We start from the raw sequence: 21,550 nt of genomic DNA, 5'->3' as shown, positions 1-21,550 counted from the left end.
GTGACCGGATGACCGACGACCTCGAGCGCTTCTACGCCATCATCCCCGCCGGTGGCATCGGCTCCCGACTCTGGCCGTTGTCCCGGGCGGACGCGCCGAAGTTCCTCCACGACCTGACCGGCACGGGCGCGTCCCTGCTCCGGTCGACCTGGGACCGCCTCGCCCCGCTGAGCGGCGACCAACGCATCATGGTCGTCACCGGCCGTGCGCACCGCGCCGCCGTCGAACGCCAGCTCCCCGGTCTCTCCGACCACAACGTCGTGCTCGAGAGCGAACCGAAGGACTCGACCGCCGCGATCGGCCTCGCCGCCGCGATCCTGCGCCGCCGCGAGCCCGACGTCGTCATCGGCTCGTTCGCGGCCGACCACGTGATCGGTGACGTCCGCGGGTTCCGCCGGTCCGTGCGGGAGGCCGTGGTCGCGGCCGAGGCCGGGTACATCACGACGATCGGCATCACCCCGACCGAGCCGGCGATCGGCTTCGGCTACATCCACGCGGGGGAGCGGATCCACGTCGACTCGGCGAAGGACGTCCACGCCGTCCAGTCGTTCGTCGAGAAGCCCGACCTCGAGACGGCGACCGCGTACGTCGCAGACGGCTCCTACATGTGGAACGCGGGGATGTTCATCGCCCGGGCGGACCGACTGCTCGAGGAGATCGGGCGGAGCGAACCGGAACTCCTCGCCGGGATCGAGGAGCTCGCCGCCGCGTGGGACACGTCCTCGCGCGGGGCCGTCGTCGACCAGGTGTGGCCGCGACTCAAGAAGATCGCGATCGACTACACCGTCGCCGAGCCCGCCGCGGCGGCCGGGCGCATGGCGGTCGTGCCCGGGGACTTCGACTGGGACGACGTCGGCGACTTCGCCTCGCTCGCCAAGCTGCAGTCCGGCGGCCGACCGCATAACCTCGCCGTCCTCGGGGACAACGCCCGCATCCTCGCGGACTCGTCGAGCGGCATCGTGGTCAGCCACAGCGACCGGCTCATCTCGCTCATCGGCGTCGACGACATCGTGGTCGTGGACACCCCGGACGCGCTGCTCGTCACGACGAGCGCCAACGCGCAGCGGGTCAAGGGCGTCGTCGACGCGCTCAAGATCAGCGGCCGCGACGACGTGCTGTAGCCACGCCGCGTCGGAGTCCGCGCTGGTACCCCGGTGCCCGCGTCCGGGGTACCAGCGTTACGAGCGCGTTACAGGTTCGTCGCGATCGGGCAACGGTGCCCAGCCCCCGGCCGGAGCGGTCCTGCACCGGCCGGACCGTCGTGTACTGTCCTTCCGATCGCCCGGTGCGCAGAGCCGGGCTGCACCCCTGTGGAGGACACCCCGTGACATTCAGCACCCGTAAGCTCGCGCTCGGCGGCCTGGCCCTGCTGGGCACCGTGACGATGCTCGCCGGCTGTTCGGCCGCCCCGTCGTCGTCCAGTGCGTCGGGCTCGAAGTCGGACTTCCTGCCGTGCATGGTCTCGGACAACGGCGGCTTCGACGACCACTCGTTCAACCAGCTCGGCTACGACGGCCTGCAGGACGCGGCGAAGTCGCTCGGCGTCACCCCGAAGACGGTGCAGTCGACCGACTCGAACGACTACAACCCGAACATCCGCACCCTCCTCAGCCAGAAGTGCAGCCTGATCGTGACGGTCGGCTTCAACCTCGAGGCCGCGACGAAGTCGAACGCCGCGTCGAACGCCAAGACGAACTTCGCGATCATCGACGACACCCTGCAGTCGAAGAACATCAAGCCGATCACGTTCGACACCTCGCAGGCGGCGTTCCTCGGCGGGTACGCGGCGGCCAGCTACTCGAAGACCGGCGTGGTCGGCACCTTCGGCGGCCAGAAGCTCCCGACCGTGACCATCTACATGGACGGCTTCTACGACGGCGTCCAGTACTACAACCAGCAGCACGGCAAGGACGTCAAGGTCGTCGGCTGGAACGAGAAGACGCAGCAGGGTTCGTTCACGGGTGGCTTCTCGGCCGGCACGCAGGCCAAGTCGGTGGCACAGTCGCTCCTCGACCAGAACGCCGACGTGATCTTCCCCGTCGGTGGCCCGATCTACCAGTCCGCGGCCGAGGCGATCAACGACGCCAAGAACGGCAGCGTCCTCATCGGCGCCGACAGCGACCTCTACACCGCGGACCCGCGCTACAAGAGCATCGCCCTGACGAGCGTCCTCAAGGGCATCCGACAGGCCACGACCTCGGTCGTCGAGACCGCGGGCAAGGGCAAGTACTCGAACGCCCCGTACGTCGGCACGCTGAAGAACGACGGCGTCGGGCTCGCCCCGTTCCACGACTACTCGTCCAAGGTCGACTCCTCGCTCGCCGGCGAGCTGAAGACGATCAAGGCCGGGATCATCAGCGGCAAGATCAAGGTCGCGACCCAGTCGAACGTCAAGTAACACCCCGTCGCGGGCGGGCGGCTCCGGCCGTCCGCCCGCGTTCGTGCGCCCACCACGGGACCACCGCGGCGGCGCCGCCCTCCACCAGCGGACCCGCGCCCACCCCTGCGCGACTCCCGAGAGAAATAGAATCCGGCCCATGAAGCTCGAGCTCCGCGGCATCACCAAGCGCTTCGGCGCCCTCGTCGCGAACGACCACATCTCGCTCACCGTCGAGCCGGGCGAGATCCACTGCTTGCTCGGTGAGAACGGCGCAGGCAAGTCCACGCTCATGAACGTCCTCTACGGCCTGTACCAGGCCGACGAGGGCGAGATCCTCCTCGACGACACGGTGCAGCACTTCGACGGCCCGGGCGACGCGATGCGCGCCGGCATCGGGATGGTCCACCAGCACTTCATGCTCGTCCCGGTGTTCACCGTCGCCGAGAACGTCATGCTCGGACACGAGCCCACGACCTTCGGCGGCCGTCTCGACCTCGCGGGCGCCCGCAAGCGCGTCCGCGAGATCTCCGAGCGCTTCGGGTTCGACGTCGACCCGGACGCCAAGGTCGAGGACCTGCCGGTCGGCGTCCAGCAGCGGGTCGAGATCATCAAGGCCCTGTCGCGCGACGCCTCGGTACTCGTGTTCGACGAGCCGACCGCGGTCCTCACCCCGCAGGAGACCGACGAGCTCATGTCGATCATGCGGCAGCTGCGCGAGGCCGGCACGGCGATCGTGTTCATCACCCACAAGCTCCGCGAGGTCCGCGAGGTCGCCGACCGCATCACGGTCGTGCGGCTCGGTCGCGTCGTCGGCGAGGCCTCGCCCACCGCGTCGAACGCCGAGCTCGCCGCGCTCATGGTCGGCCGCAGCGTCGAGCTCGTCGTCGACAAGGCCCCGGCCACACCCGGGGCGGACGCCCTCGTGGTCCGCGACCTCACGGTGACCGACGCAGCGGGCCACGTCCTCGTCGACGACCTGTCGTTCTCGGTCCGACGTGGCGAGATCCTGGCGATCGCGGGCGTCCAGGGCAACGGCCAGACCGAGCTGACCGAGGCCATCCTCGGGCTCGAGACCGTGCACGCGGGCACCATCACCCTGGACGGCCGGGACATCACCGACGCGAGCGTCAAGAAGGTGCTCGACGCCGGGGTGGGCTTCGTCCCCGAGGACCGACAAGAGGACGGCCTCGTCGCCGAGTTCTCGATCGCCGACAACCTCATCCTCGACCGCACGTCCTCGTCCGAGTTCGCCAGCGCGGGCACGATCCGGTCCGCCGAGCGCGACCGTTTCGCCGACGACAAGATCGCCGAGTTCGACGTCCGGACGCCGAGCCGGACCACCGCCGTCGGACGCCTGTCGGGCGGGAACCAGCAGAAGGTCGTCATCGCACGCGAGCTGAGCCGCGACCTCCGGTTGTTCGTCGCCGCGCAGCCCACCCGCGGCATCGACGTCGGGTCAATCGAGTTCGTGCACAAGCGCATCGTCGCCGCGCGCGACCAGGGCGTCCCCGTCATCGTCGTCTCGACCGAGCTCGACGAGGTCGTCGCGCTCGCCGACCGCATCGCCGTGATGTACCGCGGCACCATCATCGGCATCGTCCCGGCGGACACCCCGCGTGACGTGCTCGGCCTCATGATGGCGGGGGAACTCCCCGCCGGGACGGAACTCGCCGCATGACCGACGACACCCGGACGCCGACGACGGCGGCCGAACCGGACCTCCAGACCGACGACCGCCTGCAGGACCTCGAGGCGGGCACGTCGCTGACCACCGAGACCGCCGACGACGGTCGCGGCGTGGACCGCTGGTCGGCGGCGCTGCGCGGGATCCTGGGCGGCTCGGTCCTCGTCACGGTGTTGGCCGTGGTCCTGGCGCTCGTCGCCAGCGGCATCCTCATCGCGATCACGGACAAGACGGTCACGACGGCGATGGGCTACTTCTTCGCCCGTCCCTCCGACACCTTCGTGGCGATCGGGCACAGCGTGGGCGGCGCGTTCCTCAGCATGTTCGACGGCGCGGTGTACGACCCGGGCCAGTCGACCTTCTCGTCGGGCATCGCGTCGCTCTGGACGACGATCGACTTCGCCACGCCGCTCATCGTCGCGGGCCTCGGGGTCGCGGTGTCGTTCCGCTCCGGACTGTTCAACATCGGCGGCCAGGGGCAGATCCTCGTCGGCGCCGCCTCCGCCGCCTGGTTCGGGTACTCGTTCCACATGCCGGCGATCGTGCACATCCCGCTGACGGTCGTCGCGGGCATCGTCGGCGGTGCGATCTGGGGCGGGATCGTGGGCGTGCTGAAGTCCCGCACGGGCGCGCACGAAGTGATCGTCACGATCATGCTCAACTACGTGGCGCTGTACCTGCTCGAGTACGGCCTCGGCACGAAGGGGCTGCTCCAGGCGCCCGGGAGCGCGAACCCGCAGTCGTCGCCGACGCTGCCGTCCGCGGTCCTCCCGACGCTCATCGGTGGCCAGGGGACCGGCGTCGACATCGGGATCCTCATCGCCATCGCGGCCGTCGTGTTCACGTGGTGGCTCATGAGCCGGTCGACGCTGGGGTTCCGCTTCCGCACCGTGGGCGAGAACCCCCGTGCGGCGCGCGTCGCCGGCATGGACGTCGGCAGCATCACGATCTGGGCCATGGTGATCTCCGGGGCTCTCGTCGGCATCGCCGGGGCCTACCAGGTGCAGGCCGCGGTCACCAGCGGGTACGACCAGGGCATCGACGCGGGCATCGGGTTCGACGCCATCACGGTCGCGCTGCTCGGTCGCTCGAAGCCGTGGGGCGTCTTCTGGGCCGGTCTGCTGTTCGGTGCGCTCAAGGCCGGCGGCAGCTACGTGCAGGCCAGCCAGAACATCCCCATCGACATCGTCAGCGTCATCCAGGCGCTCATCGTCCTGTTCATCGCGGCCCCGCCGCTCGTCCGCGCGATCTTCCGGATCCCGCAGCCGGGTGCTCGCCGCACCAAGCGGAAGGCGGTCGCCGCGTGAGCGTCCTCGCCCCCAACGCCACCGCGCCGGCCGCGTCCGCCGCGGACCGTCCGGTGACGGCCGTCCGGAGCTGGAAGGCACCGATCGGGTACGGCGTGTTCACGCTGTTCGCACTCGTGCTGTTCGGCGTGTTCCACAAGCCCGGCACGTCCACGTTCGAGCTCGCGTCGGCGCACGACCTCGTGCAGCTGCCCGCCGTGCCGCTCCCCGCGACCGGGACCGGCATCGTCGTCATCGTCCTCCTCGCCATCGGAACCGCCTACGCCACGTGGCGCGCCGCACGGTCGCGGAAGGTGCAGACCTGGGTGACCGTGCTGTTCGCGATCGCCTTCGTCATCGCGTTCCTCACGTGGGCCTCGCCCGGTTCGACCATCCCCGTCCCGGGTCTGCTCGTCGGCGCGCTCGGCCTGTCCGCCCCGCTCATCTTCGGCTCGCTCGGCGGTGTCATCTCCGAGCGTGTCGGTGTCGTGAACATCGCGATCGAGGGGCAGTTCCTCGCCGGTGCGTTCGCGTCCGCCGTCGTCGCGAGCATCACCGGTTCGGCGTGGGTCGGACTCGTCGCCGCGGTGATCGCCGGGGTGCTCGTGTCGTTCATCCTCGCGGCGTTCAGCATCAAGTACCTCGTCGACCAGGTGATCGTCGGCGTCGTCATCAACGCGTTCGTCTCGGGCCTCACCGGGTTCCTCTACTCCAAGGTCCTCGCGACCGACACGGCGCTCAACGTCGGCGTGCGGTTCCCGGCGATCGAGATCCCCGGACTCTCCGCGATCCCGATCATCGGCCCGGTGTTCTTCCACCAGTCGGTGATCGTGTACCTCATGTACATCGCGGTCGCCGCGGTCACGATCGGCCTGTTCACCACCCGCTGGGGCCTCCGGCTCCGGGCCGTCGGCGAGCACCCGCAGGCGGCCGACACCGTGGGCATCAACGTCACCAGCACCCGGTTCTGGAACGTCTCGCTCGCGGGCGCGATCGCCGGTCTCGGCGGTGCGTACTTCACCCTCGGGAACGCGGGCCCGTTCGCGAAGGACATGACGGCCGGTGCCGGGTACATCGCCCTCGCTGCCGTCATCTTCGGTCGATGGGACCCGATCAAGGCGACGCTCGCCGCGCTGCTCTTCGGGTTCGCATCGAATCTGCAGAACCTGCTCGCGGCGATCCACTCGCCGGTGCCGACGCAGTTCCTGCTCATGCTGCCGTACGTCGTGACGATCTTCGCCGTCGCCGGACTCGTCGGGCAGTCCCGCGGTCCAGCCGCGTCCGGCAAGCCGTACATCAAGTCCTGATCCACCGCGGTCGCCCCCAGGGGGAGCGATCGGCCGCGACCTGCTCCGCCGGGAGGCACACCCCATGTCCGCAACCGACCCCGCCACCCAGTCCGCTCACGTGGCGGAGGCTGCCCCGTCCCTCCCGGCCGACGTGGACTGGGACGCCCTGCGGGCGGCCGCGACCGAGGCGATGGGCCACGCGTACGTGCCCTACTCGTCGTTCCCCGTCGGGGCCGCCGCGATCACCGAGGACGGCCGCGTCGTCGCCGGCTGCAACGTCGAGAACGCCTCGTACGGTGTGACGCTCTGCGCCGAGTGCTCGCTTGTGTCCCAGCTCCACATGACGGGCGGTGGCCGGCTCGTCGCGTTCACCTGCGTCGACGGCAGCGGCTCCGTGCTCATGCCCTGCGGGCGCTGCCGGCAGCTGCTCTTCGAGCACTCCGCGGACGGGATGCTGCTCGAGACCGTGTCGGGCGTCCGCACGATGGACGAGGTCCTGCCGGACGCGTTCGGGCCGCGGACCCTCGCGACCTACCGGGCGGAGCACCAGTGACCGCCGTGGAGCCGTTCGACACCGTCGACCTCATCCGCACGAAGCGGGGCCGCGGCACGCTGTCGACCGCCGAGATCGACTGGCTCGTCGACGCCTACACCCGCGGGTACGTCGCCGACGAGCAGATGGCGGCCCTCGCGATGGCGATCTTCCTCAACGGCATGGACCGGCGCGAGGTGCGCGACCTCACCCTGGCGATGATCGCGTCCGGCGAACGCATGTCGTTCGACGGACTCGGCAAGGTCACGGTGGACAAGCACTCGACCGGTGGCGTCGGCGACAAGACCACCCTGCCGCTCGCCCCGCTCGTCGCGTCGTTCGGCGTCGCCGTGCCGCAGCTGTCCGGCCGTGGACTCGGGCACACCGGTGGCACCCTCGACAAGCTCGAGTCGATCCCCGGCTGGCAGGCCTCGCTGTCGAACGCCCGGATGCGTGAGGTGCTCGCCGACGTCGGCGCGGTCGTGTGCGCGGCCGGGTCCGGACTCGCGCCGGCGGACAAGAAGCTGTACGCGCTCCGCGACGTCACCGGCACGGTCGAGTGCATCCCGCTCATCGCGTCGAGCATCATGAGCAAGAAGATCGCCGAGGGGACGGGCGCGCTCGTCCTCGACGTCAAGTTCGGGTCCGGCGCGTTCCTGCAGGACATCGAGCAGTCCCGGGCCCTCGCCCGCACGATGGTCGAACTCGGGCAGGACGCCGGCGTCGCCACGACGGCGCTGCTCACGGACATGGACGTCCCCCTCGGCCGGACCATCGGCAACGCGCTCGAGGTCCGTGAGTCCATCGAGGTCCTCGCCGGCGGCGGTCCGGCCGACCTCGTCGAGCTGACGCTCGCGCTCGCGACCGAGATGCTGCAGCTCGCCGGCCTGCCCGACGCCGACCCGGCCGCCGCGCTCGCGGACGGACGAGCGATGGACACCTGGCGTCGGATGGTCGCCGCGCAGGGCGGCGAACCGTCCGCGCCACTCCCGACGGCTCGCGAGACCCACGTCGTCACCGCGCCGCGCTCGGGCGTGCTCATCGAGCAGCAGGCGCTGCCGTTCGGCATCGCGGCCTGGAGGCTCGGTGCCGGTCGTGCGCGCGCGCAGGACCCGGTGCAGGCGGGCGCCGGGATCGAGCTCCACGCGAAGCCGGGCGACGCCGTGACCACGGGGCAGCCCCTGTTCACGCTGCACACCGACGAGCCCGCGCGCTTCGACCGGGCCCTCGATGCGCTCGAGGGCGCCTGGGGGATCGGGGACACCGCGCCGGAGCGCGGTTCGATCGTGCGGGAGCGCATCGGCCGGTAGCCTTGGGGGCATGAGCGCCCCCGACCAGACCTACCGGCTCCCGGACGGCGGGGCGGTGATCAACGACCTGCCCAAGGTGTCCCTGCACGATCACCTCGACGGCGGCCTCCGCCCGACGACCATCGTCGAGCTCGCCGACGCGGCCGGAGTGTCCCTGCCGACGACCGACCCGGACGACCTCGGGCGCTGGTTCGCGGACCAGTCGAACTCCGGGTCGCTCGTCGAGTACCTCAAGACGTTCGACGTCACGACCGCCGTCATGCAGAGCCGCGAGGGACTGACGCGTGTCGCGCGGGACTTCGTCGAGGACCTCGTGGCCGACGGTGTCGTGTACGGCGAGGTGCGCTGGGCGCCCGAGCAGCACCTCCAGGGCGGTCTGACGCTCGACCAGACCGTCGAGGCGGTGCAGCAGGGCATCGAGGAAGCCGTGGACGCCGCTGGCGGGCGGATCCGCGTCGGCCAGCTCGTGACCGCGATGCGCCACGCCGACCGCGGGCTCGAGATCGCGGAACTCGCCGTGCGGCACCGTGACCACGGGGTCGTCGGCTTCGACATCGCGGGCGCCGAGGACGGCTTCCCCGCATCGCGGCACCGTGCGGCGTTCGACTACCTGGCGGCGCAGTTCATGCCCGTCACGGTGCACGCCGGCGAGGCGGCGGGGCTCGACTCCATCCGATCGGCGCTGCTCGACGGTCGTGCGCTGCGGCTCGGGCACGGCGTCCGCGTGTTCGAGGACGTCGAGATCACCGACGCCGACACGGACGGCTCGGCCCTCGCGGCCCTGGGCGAGATCGCGTCGTGGGTGCGGGACCGTGAGATCCCGCTCGAGGTGTCGCCGTCGTCGAACCTGCAGACCGGGGCGATCGCGGCCTGGGGCGACGACCTGGCGGACCACCCGTTCGACACGCTGTACCAGCTCGGGTTCCGGGTCACGGTCAACACCGACAACCGGCTCATGAGCGACACGTCGTTGTCGAAGGAGCTCGCGCTCCTCGCCGCGACGTTCGGGTACGACCTCGACGACCTCGCGGCGTTCCAGATCAACGCCGCGCTCGGAGCGTTCCTGCCCCTCGAGGACCGCGAGGAGATCATCGCGACGATCACCACGGGTCACGCCGAGGCATGACCGCCACGCTCCCGCCGCTCCCTGACAGCGCCGTCGTGATCCACGAGACGGCGGCGGACTGGCGCGCGGCCATCGGTCTCGCGGGCGGAGCGCTCGCCGCATCGGGAGCGACGGACCCCTCCTACGGCCGGTCGATGGTCGCCATGGTCGAGGAGCACGGCCCGTACATCGTGATCTCGCCCGGGCTGGCGTTGGCGCACGCCCGACCGGGTCCCGAGGTGCACCGCGACGGTCTCGCCGTGGTGACCCTGGCCGCACCGGTGGTCTTCGGGCATCCGCACAACGACCCCGTTCGGGTCGTGCTCGGGCTCGCCGTGGCGTCCGTCGGAGGGCATCTCGACTCCATCGGCGCCCTGGCGAACCTGTTCAACGACGCCTCCGTGACCGATCGGTTGGCGGCGGCGCAGAGCCCGGACGAGGTCCGGCAGATCATGGGGGTGACGGCATGAAGATCGTGACGATCTGCGGTGCGGGTATCGGTTCGAGTGGGATCCTCAAGGTCAACGCGGAGCGGGCGCTCGCCGACCTCGGGCTCGACGCCGACGTCGTCGCGGCCGACGTCGCCTCGGTGCGGGACGTCGCGGCTGACGCGCAGGTCATCCTGACGAGCGAGGAGTTCGTGGAGGCCATCGGACGGACCTACGCCGAGGTCATCGTCATCCGGAACCACTTCGACCAGCAGGAGATCTCGGCCGCGGTCGAGCGAGCGCTCGGCTGACCGCGGCCGGGTCGCTCCCGCTCGTCTGATCGCGATTGCACCGGCTCCTTCCGTTTGAACCTCCGCATGTCGCGGCTCGATCGGATGTCGGCGGTTCAACCGCGGCGCGCGCGGCCCCCCCGACGGGAGCAATCCCATGCGTGCGAGGACGGCGGGTGCGGCTCCGCCGGGCATGATGTCGGCCCAGACGAAGCGCACGACCGCCCGGACACCCGGTACCGATCGGAGACGATCCTCGCGGCGCTTCTCCTCGATGACCACCTGCTCCGGTGTCCTCCCGGCACGCACCGTGGGCGAGCGGTACTTCACGAGGCCGTCGAACTCCACGATGACACCCTGGTCCGGGAACCAGAAGTCGACGATGCCGATCGTTCCGCGGGCGTCCGTGAACCGGGCCTGGAGGAGCGGAGTCGGGGCGCCGAGGTCGTGCATCAGCAGCCGAGTGGCGCTCTCTCCCGGTGATTCGGCCTCCGGGGCGGCCAACGCGACGAGATCCCCCGCTCTCCGGACAGCACGCGGAGTGGGTCGATCGTGGAGTTCTCGGGTCAGGTCCGCGGAGCGCACGCCGCGACGGAGGACTGCGTCCAGCACGATCAGCGATGAGCGTCGATCGGGCTCCAGCGCGATGTCCACAGCGGTGGCCGCGAGGGCCGTCACCGGCGCGCCACACCAGCGATCGATCGACACGACACGGCCGGCGGCGCCGACCTTGCGAACTCCCGTACGACGCTGTCCGGTCCGTCGCTCGGGGTCGAGGAACGTGACGACCGACGGGAACTCGCCGACCCACGGGAGCTCATGAACGGCGGCCGCCGACGCGTGCGAGATGATCAGCCGTTCGGCTACGGTCGGGAGGACCGCGCGGAGCCGAGCGCGATGCCGCGCGGCGGGTGTCGAGGCGCTCCACCCGGGCTCCGCGACGAAGCGGCCGGGAGCGAGGCGCACGGCTCTACCGCGCTCAACTGCTCGCAGCAGCCGTCGGCCGCGGTCGCCCGACGGATCAGCCGTGCCACCTTCGAGGATCTCGAGCTCGTCCATGTCGAGCAGTGTGGCGGGTAGCCGACCACCGGCTCCGAGGATGTTCGACTTCTGTGGACAACTGCCCGAGCGCCGGCTCGCTGGGACGGCGCGTTCGAGCGTGGAAGCAGACGTCGAACGCCCTTCGTCCGGTTGAACACGTCACTCGGGGTGTTCGACCGGAATGCTCCGGTTCATTCCGGCGGCAGGGGCCGGGGGACTAGGAGACGAGGGGGCGCACCGCGTCCGCGATCCGCTGCACGAGGACCGCCGCGGCGTCCGGTCCCTCGGAGGACACCGTGTCGATGTAGACCTTCACCTTCGGCTCCGTACCGCTCGGCCGCACGATCACCCGTGCGCCGCCGTCGAGGTCCCAGCGCAGGATGTCGGACGGCGGGAAACCCTCCACGCCGTCGCGGAAGTCCGTGACCTCGAGGACACGGATGCCGTCGAGATCGGTCGGCGGCGTCTCCCGGAGCGCGGACATCACCTGTCCGATGCGGTCGAGGTCGTCGACACGGACGGAGACCTGCCCCGAGCCAGCGGCACCGAACGTGTCGGCGAACTCCTGCAACCGGTCGGCGATGGTACGGCCACGAGCGGCGAGTTCGGTGGCCAGACCCAGGAGCACGACCGCCGCCGAGATGCCGTCCTTGTCGCGGATGGCCTGCGGGTCGACGAGGTACCCGAGGGCTTCCTCGTACCCGAAGACGAGGCCCGGGACCCTGGAGACCCACTTGAAGCCGGTCAGGGTGTCGCGGTAGTCCAGGCCGTACCGCTCCGCCACGTGCCGGAGTGCGGGGGAACTCACGATGCTGGCGGCGAGGGTCGGCCTGGTGCCCTCGTCCGCGGCGTCACCCGTCGCCCGCCCAGCTCGACCCTGAGCAGCCTGCTCCGCCGCACGCCAGCCGAGCAGCCATCCGACCTCGTTGCCCGAGAGCCGCCGGAAGGACCGGGAGCCGTCGTCGGCGGGAACGGGGATCGCGAGCGCCAGGCGGTCGGCGTCCGGGTCGTTGGCGACGACGAGATCGGCGTCGAGCTCGACACCGCGCGCGAGCGCCAGGTCCATGGCCCCCGGCTCCTCCGGGTTCGGGAAGGCCACGGTGGGGAACGCCCCGTCGGGCTCGATCTGCTCGGGGACGACGTCGGGCTCGGCGAACCCGGCAGCCGCGAACACCTGGCGGGCGGTGGCCCAGCCGACGCCGTGCATGGCCGTGTAGACGACGCGCGGCTGCTCCTGCGGCGGCAGGGCGGGTGCGTCGACGAGACCGGCGGTGGCGGCGACGTACGCGTCGACGACCTCGGTGCCCTGGATCGCGTAGGCATCGCTGCGGGCGAGGTCACGGATGTCGCCCGCGGCGACGGCGTCGATGGCCTGAGCGATCTCGGCGTCGACGGGGGGGACGATCTGGGAGCCGTGGTCGCCCTGGCCGAGGTACACCTTGTAGCCGTTGTCCCGCGGCGGGTTGTGGCTCGCGGTCACCATCACCCCGGCGCCGACGTCGAGGTGCCGCACGGCGAACGCGAGCACGGGCGTCGGCAGGGCCTCGGACAGCAGCGTGACCTCGATGCCGAGCCCCGCCAGGACCTCGGCGGAGTCGCGGGCGAACACGTCCGAGTTGACGCGGCCGTCGTAGCCGATGACGACACTGCGGACGCGCCCGGAGTCGATGAGGAAGCGTCCGAGTCCCGCCGCGGCCTGGGTGACGAGCACGCGGTTCATCCGGGTCGGTCCGGCGCCGAGCTCGCCCCGGAGGCCGGCCGTGCCGAACGCGAGGCGTGACCCGAAACGGTCCGCGAGCGGCGCCCAGTCGTCGTCGTCGCGCGCAGCACGGAGCAGCGCGTCGAGTTCGGCGCGGGTCTCGTCGTCGGGGTCCTGGTCGAGCCAGCGCGTCGCGGCATCGAGCAGGGCTGCGCGTGTCGGCTCGTCGTCCGGGTCGTGCGCGCCGGACACCGTGCCGCTCACAGTGCCGCCACGACCCGGGCGAGCAGGTCGGCGATCACGGGCTCGGCGTCCTTGCCGGCTTGCAGGACCTCGGCGTGCGAGAGGGGTTCCTTCTGGATCCCGGCAGCCAGGTTCGTGATGAGCGAGAAGCCGAGGACCTCCATGCCGGCCTGCCGCGCGGCGATGGCCTCGAGCGCGGTGGACATGCCGACGATGTCACCGCCGATCGTCCGGGCCATCCGCACCTCGGCCCAGGTCTCGTACTGCGGCCCGCGGAACTGCGTGTACACGCCCTCGTCGAGCGTCGGGTCGATCTCCTTCGCCACGGCGCGGAGCCGTGCGGAGTACAGGTCGGTCAGGTCGACGAAGGTCGCGCCCTCGAGCGGGCTGTCCGCGGTGAGGTTGATGTGGTCACTGATGAGGACGGGCGTGCCGGGCGTCCAGTGCTCCTTGATGCCGCCCGCGCCGTTCGTGAGCACCATGATCGACGCGCCGGTCGCGGCAGCGGTGCGGACGCTGTGCACGACCCGGCGGACGCCGTGGCCTTCGTAGTAGTGCGTCCGAGCGCCGATGACGAGCGCGTGCCGCCCGTCAGGCATCCGCACGGATCGCAGCGTTCCGGTGTGTCCGACGACCGCGGAGGCGCTGAACCCGGGGACCTCGGTGGCGGGGACCTCGGACACGGTCTCGCCGAGGAGGTCCGCGGCCTTCGCCCAACCGCTCCCGAGGGTCAGGGCGATGTCGTGGTGCTCGATGCCCGAGCGGTCCGCGATCACGGCGGCGGCGTCACGGGCGACCTCGAACGGGTCGACCGCGGGGTCGTTCAGGGGGTTCTCGCTGGTCGTGGTGGCCATGCCGACAACTCTAGATGCGCCTCGCCCGCGCGCTCGTCGACGGCCCCTGCGTGTGGAGCCGCGCCGCGCCTCCCGGCGTGTGGAGGACCAGGGCCGCGCTACGCGAGCTCGAGCAGCACGTGTCCCGAGGACACGGTCTGCCCGACGGGCGCGTTCACGGCGCGCACGACGCCGTCGCGGTGCGCCTGCACGGGCTGCTCCATCTTCATGGCCTCGAGCACGACGAGCAGATCGCCCTTGACGACCTCCTGGCCCTCCTCGACGGCGAGCTTGACGACGGTCGCCTGCATCGGCGAGGTGACGCTCGCGCCGGACGGACCACCGGCGCCGCCGCCCCGGACCGTGGAGGTGCGGCGCTTCGGGGGAGCGGTCCGGTGCCGGGGGGACGCCGCGACGCCGACGACGCTCGGCATCGTGACCTCGATCCGCTTGCCCGCGACCTCGACGACGACCCGTTCGCGCGCCGGCGGCTCGGGGAGCGCCTCGGGCTCGCCCGACCACGCGGGGATCTCGTTGACGAAGTCGGTCTCGATCCAGCGGGTGTACACGCTGAACGGTGCGTCGTCGGCGGTGGCGAACGCCGGGTCCTCCACGACGGCGCGGTGGAACGGCAGGACGGTCGGGAGGCCCGTGACCTCGAACTCGGCCAGCGCACGACGCGAACGCTCCAACGCCTCGGCGCGCGACGCTCCGGTGACGACGAGCTTGGCGAGCAGCGAGTCGAAGGCACCGGTGACGACGTCGCCGGAGACGACGCCGGAGTCGACGCGGACGCCGGGACCGGACGGGGAGTGGAACACGTGGACCGGGCCGGGCGCGGGGAAGAAGTTGCGGCCGGGGTCCTCGCCGTTGATGCGGAACTCGAACGAGTGCCCACGGGCCTCCGGGTCCGGGTAGTCGAGCGTGCCGCCCTCGGCGATGCGGAACTGCTCGCGGACCAGGTCGATGCCGGTGACCTCCTCGGACACCGTGTGCTCGACCTGCAGGCGCGTGTTCACCTCGAGGAACGAGACGGTGCCGTCCCGACCGACCAGGAACTCGCAGGTGCCCGCGCCGAGGTAGCCGACCTCGCGCAGGATGGCCTTCGAAGAGGTGTACAGCTGCTCGGTCTGCTCCGGCGTCAGGTACGGTGCCGGGGCCTCCTCGACGAGCTTCTGGTGGCGGCGCTGCAGCGAGCAGTCACGCGTCGACACGACGACGACGTTGCCCTCGGCGTCGGCCAGGCACTGGGTCTCGACGTGGCGCGGTTCGTCGAGGTACTTCTCGACGAAGCACTCGCCGCGTCCGAACGCCGCCACGGCCTCGCGGGTGGCGGAGTCGAACAGCTCGGGGATCTCCTCGCGGGTCCGGGCGACCTTGAGGCCACGACCGCCGCCGCCGAACGCCGCCTTGATGGCGACGGGCAGGCCGACCTCGTCCGCGAAGGCCACGACCTCGGAGACGTCCTGGACCGGCTCGATGGTGCCGGGTGCGAGCGGCGCGCCGACCGCCTCCGCCACGTGCCGGGCGGACACCTTGTCGCCGAGCCGCTCGATGGCCTCGGGCGACGGGCCGATCCACACGAGTCCGGCGTCGATCACCGCGCGGGCGAAGTCCGCGTTCTCGGCGAGGAACCCGTACCCGGGGTGCACGGCGTCGGCACCGGAGCGTCGGGCGACGGAGACGATCTTGTCGATGACGAGGTAGGTGTCGGCGCTCGTCGTCCCGTTCAGCGCGTAGGCCTCGTCGGCGAGGCGGGCGTGCAGGGCGTCACGGTCCTGGTCGGCGTAGACGGCGACCGAGGCCTTGCCCGCGTCACGTGCCGCTCGGATGATCCGGACCGCGATCTCGCCACGGTTCGCGATGAGGACCTTGCTGATACGGGGCATGAGAACTCAGCGTATTCGCGCCCCGGGTGCCCCCATTGACCGGCATGCACAAAGAAGGCGTGGTCCGGCCGTGCGGTTGCTACAACGCCCTCCGGGTCAGGCGGTGGCCCACAGATCGTGCCAGGCGATGCCGAAGCCGTGGCGGAGCATCGACCGCAGCATGGGCAGCGACAGTCCGACGACCGCGCTCGGGGCACCGTCGATCCGGGTGATGTACGCGGCGGCGGCGCCGTCGATCGTGAACGCGCCCGCGACCTCGAGCGGCTCGCCGGTCGCCACGTACGCCGCCACCTCGTCGGGGTCGACGTCGTCGGCGAAGGTGAGCCGCGCACCGTCCACCGCCACGACGGTGTCACCCTCGATCCGCATGCCGGGAGGAACGGTACCGGCCCGGCCCGCCGGTCCCGCATGCGCACCGGTCGCGTGGTCGTCGGCGGTCGTCGACGCGGCCGTACCGGAGCCTCCCGGCCGGTCCCGTCGGCGGTCGACGACGCAGTGGCCGGACCACAGGGTGCCGCCGCCGGCCGCGAGCATCCCGCGCCACCGCTCGAGCGCGACGACCGGGTCGTGGGGTTTGCCGTACAGGTGGCCGTCGACCTCGAACGCGGAGTCGCCTCCGAGGACGACACCGTCCACGGGGGAGCCGGCGATCGACCGGTCCGCGACGGCGCGGGCCTTCGCGACGGCGAGCAGCGACACGAGCTCGGGGCCCGTGAGTGCCCGACCGAGGCGCTGTGCCTCGGCGGCGGCGGTGGACTCCTCGTCGACGCCGGGCGCCACGAGGACGGGCTCGATCCCCGACTGGGCCAGGAGGGCCCGCCGTGCCGGGGAGGTGCTCGCGAGGTACAGGCGGGTGCGCATGCGACCATCGTTCCATGGGTGACCAGGTCGGAACGCTGCTCGAACTCGACGTCACCGGGATCGCGCACGGCGGGATCACGGTGGCGCGGCACGAGGGACGCGTCGTGTTCGTGACCGACGCGATCCCGGGCGAGCGGGTCGTCGCCCGGGTGGGTGAGGACCGGAAGAAGTCGTTCTGGCGCGCGGACACCGTCGAGGTGCTCGCGCCGTCACCGCACCGTCGTCCGCACGTCTGGGAGGCCGCCGCGATCGAGCGCGATCCCGCCGAGCGGGCCGGTGGTGCCGAGTTCGGACACATCGCACTCGAGCACCAGCGGGCCCTGAAGCAGCAGGTCCTCGTCGAGGCGTTCGCGCGGTTCGCGCACCTCGACCTGCCCGACGTCGAGGTCGTCGCCGCGCCCGGGGACGACGCCGCGGACGGTCTCGGCTGGCGGACCCGCGTCCGGCTGCACGTCGACGAGGACGGCACGCCCGGCCCCTTCGCCGCGCGCTCGCACCACGTCGTCGCGGTGCACGACCTGCCACTCGCGGCGGCCGCCGTCGCGGCGGCCGCACCGCGCGGCGCGAGGACCATGCCGGGCGCGGCCGTGGTCGACGTCCTGGCCCCGTCGGAGGGGTCGGGCGAGGGTCGGCTCGTCATCGACGCGCAGGCACCCACCGTCGTGCACGAACGGGTCGGCGACCGGGTGTTCGCCGTCGACGACACGGGGTTCTGGCAGGTGCACCGTGCCGCACCCCGGGTCCTGACCGACGCCGTCCGGCGCGCCGTGGATCCGGACCGGCTCGACCCCCAGGGCCACCACCTCGACCTGTACGGCGGCGTCGGGCTGCTCGCGGCGGCGCTCGGTGACCTCGTCGGAGGTGGATACCGCGTCACGAGCGTCGAGAGCGCCGCGGCCGCGACCGAGCATGCCCAGGAGAACCTCGCCGAATGGGTCGGAGCGCGTGCCGAGACGGGGCGCGTCGACCGGTGGCTGCGGCGCACGCTGGACACCGTCGGGCGGACCGAGCGGGACCGGTTGGCCGCCGGCACCGTCGTGCTCGACCCGCCGCGGGCCGGGGCCGGGAGGCACGTGGTCGAGTCCGTCGTCGCGCTCGCGCCCGCCCAGGTCGTGTACGTCGCGTGCGACCCCGTCGCGCTGGCGCGCGACGTCGCCACGTTCGCCGAGCTCGGGTACCGGCTGGACGACGTCCGCGGGCACGACCTGTTCCCGCACACGCACCACGTCGAGGCCGTGGCGCGGCTCGTCCCCGAGGTCTGACCCCGTCCTCGCCGTCCCCCGAACCGCGGACCGGAACCGAGCCCGATGCTGGTGGCGGCCTGAGTACGATGGTGACGGCGAGCGGAACAGGGGCCGCACGCCGGAAGCGAGGCGACCGTGGCACCAGGAACGACGTCCACCAGCGTGGACCACACGAGCACGACGACCAGGCCGGTCCGGGTCGCGATCGTCGACGACCACGAGTCCGTCCGGCTCGGCATCCAGGCCGCGTGCCAGGCCGAGGGCTACGAGGTCGTGCTCACCGCCGCGGGCGTCCCGGAGTACGTCGAGGCCCTCGCCGGGCGCGAGGTCGACGTCGTCGTGCTCGACCTGTCCCTCGGCGACGGCTCGACCGTGACCGAGAACGTCAAGCACGTCCAGGGCACAGGGGCCGCCGTCCTCGTGCACAGCATCGCCGACCGCGTCGCGAGTGTCCGAGAGGCCCTCGCCGCCGGTGCCGCCGGGGTCATCCCGAAGTCCTCCGCGACGAAGACCGTCATGGCCGCGGTCGCGACCGTCGCGCGCGGGGACGTCCTCAACAACCTCGAGTGGGCGAGCGCCATCGACGCCGACCGCGACTTCGCCAAGGCCCAGCTCGGGCGTCGCGAACGCGAGATCCTGCACCTGTACGCGTCCGGGCTGCCGCTCAAGCTCGCCGCCCAGCAGCTCGGCATCGGCTACTCCACCGCGCGCGAGTACCTGGACCGCATCCGCGTGAAGTACGTCGAGGTCGGACGCCCGGCCCCGACCAAGGTCGATCTGCTGCGCCGTGCGGTCGAGGACGGCATCCTGCCGGGACTCGACGCGGACGGCGATGGTCGCTGACGCCGCACCGCCGGTCGCGGCGGACCCGAGCCGGAGCATCCGGCCGGCCATCACCGCGACCACCCTCGAGCGGGCCATCGCGGTCATGCTCGCCGCGGCGGCCCTCGGGTTCGGCGCGGTCACCGTCCCGCCGGTGCTCCAGCAGCTCCCGTCGCTCGACCCCGTGTGGGGACTCGTCGTGGCGCTCGTCGTCTGCGCCTCGATCGTGTTCGTCGGGGCGACGGCCGTCGTCCGCCGGCTCGCGCGGACCGCGCAGATCGTCGTCGCGGTCGTGTTCCTCGTCGCGCTCGTCACCTGGCCGTTGACGGTGCCGGGGAGCCTCCCGCAGGCGCAGGTGCCCTGGCTCTGGTGGTTGTGCAACGTCGCGACGATCGCAGCCGCCATCGCGTTCCGCACGTGGCAGATCGCAGCCGTCTACAACGTCCTCGTGCCCGTCGCCTACGTCGTCGTCCGGATGACCCCATCGGGCGGCGCCGTCTCGCTGCCCCGCGCCGTGCTCGACGGCGTGTACGTCATGATCCTCGGGGGCGCGGCCCTCGTGCTCATCGTCGTGATCCGCCGTGCCGCCGCCGCCGTCGACGCCGCGCAGGCGACCGCGGTGCAGCGCTACGCCCGGGCCATGCGCGAACACGCCATCGAGCTCGAGCGGGTGCAGGTCGACGCCATCGTGCACGACAGCGTGCTCACCACCCTGCTCTCGGCGGCGCGCGCCGACACCCCCGAGGCGAAGACCCTCGCGGCGACGATGGCGCGGAACGCGATCGCCCACCTCGACGCGGCGGCCGCGCGGGGCGGCCCGGCCGTGGTGCCGCCGGTGCCGTTCTCCGCGGTCCGGTCCCGCGTGGTGGAGACCGTCGGGGCGCTCGCCGCCCCCGTGGACGTCCGCTCCCAGGACGTCGACGACCGCGACCTGCCGGCGTCGGTCGCCGAGGCCCTCGCCGCCGCGACCCTGCAGGCCGCGGTGAACAGCGTGCAACACGCGGGCGACGACGCCGTCCGTCGGTGGGTCACGCTCATCGGGATCGGCGCCGCCGGCGTGCGCATCGAGATCGGCGACGACGGCGCCGGGTTCGATCCGGGGGCCGTGCCGGCCGAGCGGCTCGGCGTGCGTCGGTCCATCATCGAGCGCGTCGGGGTCGCCGGCGGGGAGGCGCGGCTCGTCAGCGCGCCCGGTCGCGGCACCCGCGTCGTGCTCACCTGGGCGCCCGCGGCCGCGCCCGCGTCCGTCCCGGTCGAGGCGGCTCCGTCGCGGGGTGGACGATGAGGGCCTCGCTCCCCGCCGGCGTCGCCACCGCGCTCGCCGCGATCTTCTCGCTGTACCACCTGGTGCTCGCCGTGACGTCCTTGTCCGAGGTCCGGGACGTCCAGCCGGTCATCGCGTGCATGGTCCTCTACGTCGCCGCCACCGCTGCCGCCCTCGTCACGACGGACGGCACGCTCCCGGTGTGGTCGGCCTGCTTCGCGCTCGCCACGTCGGTCGTGATGCCGCTCGTCATCGCGCCGGAGGTCCCCCCGGCCTCGGTCGGCACCGGGTACGCGACCTGGTACGTCGCGGCCGTCGGGACGCTCATGGTCATCCTCGTCGTCCGCCAGCGTACGGCGTTCGCGTGGATCGGCGTCGGGTTCCTCGCGCTCCACTCGGTGCTGTGGGCGGGACCCGGCGGGCTGGCGTCGCTCGGGGTGATCGGGAGCCTGTCGTGGGTGGCCATCGCGTCGGCGTTCGTCGCCGCGATGAACGGTGCGACCCGCGTGCTCCGCGACTTCGTCCGGGCCGAGCAGGAGACCGTCGACTGGCAGGCGGCACAGGACGCCCACGTGCACGAGCGGCAGTTCCGGCTCGAGCAGACGACCCGCATGGCGCTGCCGATGCTCCAGCGGATCATCGCCACCTGCGGGGACCTGTCCGCCGAGGAGCGACTCGAGTCCGTGAACCTCGAGGGCGCCATCCGCGACGAGATCCGGGGGCGGAGCCTGCTCTCGGACGAGGTCCGGCACGAGGTCATGGCGCTCCGGCGCGCCGGTGCCACCGTCCAGCTCCTCGACGAGGGTGGTCTCGACGAACTCGAGGACGAGGACCGCGCGCGCGTCCACGCGGAGCTGGCGCGGGGCCTCCGGGCTGCCGCGGGTGCCGACACCGTGGTGATCCGCACCGTTCCCGGGGGATCGGACACCGCCGTCACGGTCGTCGGACTCCGCCTGGACGGCGACGCGAGCGAGTCCGCGGCGCTCGGAGCCGGTCTCGACGACGAGGACGCCGACGAGGACGACTCCGTCGTGCTGTGGCTCGAGATCCCACGGCACCTCGACCCGCGCCCGGCCGGCTGAGGGACGGCGTCTCCGCGACGCTCACGCGCCTCGTGGAACGACGAAGCGGGCCGGTGGTCCACCAGCCCGCTCGTCGAAGGGAACGAGTCAGAGCGACAACCCGAATGTCGCTCTGACTCGACGGGAGCGACGCCGAACCCGAATCGGTCGTCGCTCGGCGATGTTCCTCGAAGAGGCACATCGAACACTTCGATGATGACAGGGCCGCGGTCCCGGGGCAGTCGTCATTTCGGGGGACATTCCTGGATGTCGTACCCCGGAATGTCGC

General features: G+C 72.0%; 18 protein-coding genes. 14 read left to right on the top strand and 4 right to left on the bottom strand.

What is annotated here, in order from left to right:
* Positions 1-8 precede the first annotated feature (8 nt).
* From DEI92_RS10765 to DEI92_RS10720, 10 genes are all read left to right on the top strand, one after another.
* Positions 9-1,121: a mannose-1-phosphate guanylyltransferase gene (locus DEI92_RS10765; protein WP_111013484.1), complete on the top strand. Its 1,113-nt coding sequence runs from the start codon at positions 9-11 to the stop codon at positions 1,119-1,121.
* 203 nt (positions 1,122-1,324) lie between these two features.
* On the top strand, positions 1,325-2,398 hold the full coding sequence (locus DEI92_RS10760; RefSeq protein ID WP_111009508.1) for a BMP family protein: 1,074 nt from the start codon (positions 1,325-1,327) through the stop codon (positions 2,396-2,398).
* Positions 2,399-2,537: 139 nt separating this feature from the next.
* A complete protein-coding gene (locus tag DEI92_RS10755) occupies positions 2,538-4,058 on the top strand; it encodes an ABC transporter ATP-binding protein (RefSeq protein WP_111009509.1) in 1,521 nt (506 codons plus the stop codon).
* Positions 4,055-5,371 carry an ABC transporter permease gene (locus DEI92_RS10750; protein ID WP_111013483.1) on the top strand — a complete coding sequence of 439 codons (1,317 nt, stop codon included), beginning with the start codon at positions 4,055-4,057 and terminating at the stop codon, positions 5,369-5,371. The genes DEI92_RS10755 and DEI92_RS10750 overlap by 4 nt, the downstream gene beginning before the upstream one ends.
* A complete protein-coding gene (locus DEI92_RS10745; RefSeq protein ID WP_111009511.1) occupies positions 5,368-6,657 on the top strand; it encodes an ABC transporter permease in 1,290 nt (429 codons plus the stop codon). Before DEI92_RS10750 ends, DEI92_RS10745 begins: the two co-directional genes overlap by 4 nt.
* A gap of 64 nt (positions 6,658-6,721) precedes the next feature.
* The gene (locus DEI92_RS10740) at positions 6,722-7,192 is read left to right on the top strand and encodes a cytidine deaminase (protein WP_111013482.1); all 471 of its coding nucleotides are present in this window, start codon (positions 6,722-6,724) and stop codon (positions 7,190-7,192) included.
* A complete protein-coding gene (locus DEI92_RS10735; protein ID WP_181434844.1) occupies positions 7,189-8,481 on the top strand; it encodes a thymidine phosphorylase in 1,293 nt (430 codons plus the stop codon). Before DEI92_RS10740 ends, DEI92_RS10735 begins: the two co-directional genes overlap by 4 nt.
* Before the next feature lie 10 nt (positions 8,482-8,491).
* Entirely contained in the window at positions 8,492-9,607 is a 1,116-nt protein-coding gene (locus tag DEI92_RS10730; RefSeq protein WP_111009514.1) for an adenosine deaminase, read from the top strand.
* On the top strand, positions 9,604-10,056 hold the full coding sequence (locus tag DEI92_RS10725) for a PTS sugar transporter subunit IIA (RefSeq protein WP_111009515.1): 453 nt from the start codon (positions 9,604-9,606) through the stop codon (positions 10,054-10,056). The genes DEI92_RS10730 and DEI92_RS10725 overlap by 4 nt, the downstream gene beginning before the upstream one ends.
* A complete protein-coding gene (locus DEI92_RS10720) occupies positions 10,053-10,325 on the top strand; it encodes a PTS sugar transporter subunit IIB (RefSeq protein WP_111009516.1) in 273 nt (90 codons plus the stop codon). Before DEI92_RS10725 ends, DEI92_RS10720 begins: the two co-directional genes overlap by 4 nt.
* Positions 10,326-11,562: 1,237 nt before the next feature.
* Here DEI92_RS10720 and DEI92_RS10710 read toward each other — a convergent pair.
* The 4 genes from DEI92_RS10710 to DEI92_RS10695 form a co-directional block, all read right to left on the bottom strand.
* Positions 11,563-13,308 carry a phospho-sugar mutase gene (locus DEI92_RS10710; protein WP_375342541.1) on the bottom strand — a complete coding sequence of 582 codons (1,746 nt, stop codon included), beginning with the start codon at positions 13,306-13,308 and terminating at the stop codon, positions 11,563-11,565.
* Positions 13,305-14,141, bottom strand: a complete 837-nt coding sequence (locus tag DEI92_RS10705) for a purine-nucleoside phosphorylase (protein WP_111013480.1) — start codon at positions 14,139-14,141, stop codon at positions 13,305-13,307. Before DEI92_RS10705 ends, DEI92_RS10710 begins: the two co-directional genes overlap by 4 nt.
* 98 nt (positions 14,142-14,239) lie before the next feature.
* Positions 14,240-16,009 carry a biotin carboxylase N-terminal domain-containing protein gene (locus tag DEI92_RS10700; protein ID WP_111013479.1) on the bottom strand — a complete coding sequence of 590 codons (1,770 nt, stop codon included), beginning with the start codon at positions 16,007-16,009 and terminating at the stop codon, positions 14,240-14,242.
* A gap of 96 nt (positions 16,010-16,105) precedes the next feature.
* Positions 16,106-16,870, bottom strand: coding sequence for a nucleoside triphosphate pyrophosphatase (locus tag DEI92_RS10695; RefSeq protein WP_111013478.1), 765 nt, complete (start codon positions 16,868-16,870; stop codon positions 16,106-16,108).
* A gap of 14 nt (positions 16,871-16,884) precedes the next feature.
* Between DEI92_RS10695 and DEI92_RS10690 the strand changes: the two genes are divergently transcribed.
* The 4 genes from DEI92_RS10690 to DEI92_RS10675 all read left to right on the top strand — a co-directional run bounded on the left by DEI92_RS10690 (position 16,885) and on the right by DEI92_RS10675 (position 21,282).
* A complete protein-coding gene (locus DEI92_RS10690; protein ID WP_111013477.1) occupies positions 16,885-18,132 on the top strand; it encodes a class I SAM-dependent RNA methyltransferase in 1,248 nt (415 codons plus the stop codon).
* A 144-nt stretch (positions 18,133-18,276) separates the two neighbouring features.
* Positions 18,277-18,957: a response regulator transcription factor gene (locus DEI92_RS10685; RefSeq protein ID WP_258370166.1), complete on the top strand. Its 681-nt coding sequence runs from the start codon at positions 18,277-18,279 to the stop codon at positions 18,955-18,957.
* Complete coding sequence (locus DEI92_RS10680; RefSeq protein WP_111013475.1) at positions 18,947-20,221, top strand: ATP-binding protein; 1,275 nt, start codon at positions 18,947-18,949, stop codon at positions 20,219-20,221. Before DEI92_RS10685 ends, DEI92_RS10680 begins: the two co-directional genes overlap by 11 nt.
* The gene (locus DEI92_RS10675) at positions 20,218-21,282 is read left to right on the top strand and encodes a hypothetical protein (RefSeq protein WP_111013474.1); all 1,065 of its coding nucleotides are present in this window, start codon (positions 20,218-20,220) and stop codon (positions 21,280-21,282) included. The genes DEI92_RS10680 and DEI92_RS10675 overlap by 4 nt, the downstream gene beginning before the upstream one ends.
* Positions 21,283-21,550 lie beyond the last annotated feature (268 nt).

The sequence above is a fragment of the Curtobacterium sp. MCBD17_034 genome, from assembly GCF_003234515.1.
Classification (GTDB): domain Bacteria; phylum Actinomycetota; class Actinomycetes; order Actinomycetales; family Microbacteriaceae; genus Curtobacterium.
The sequence above is the reverse complement of the archived record's forward strand: the minus strand, read 5'-3'. Positions and strand labels throughout refer to the sequence as shown.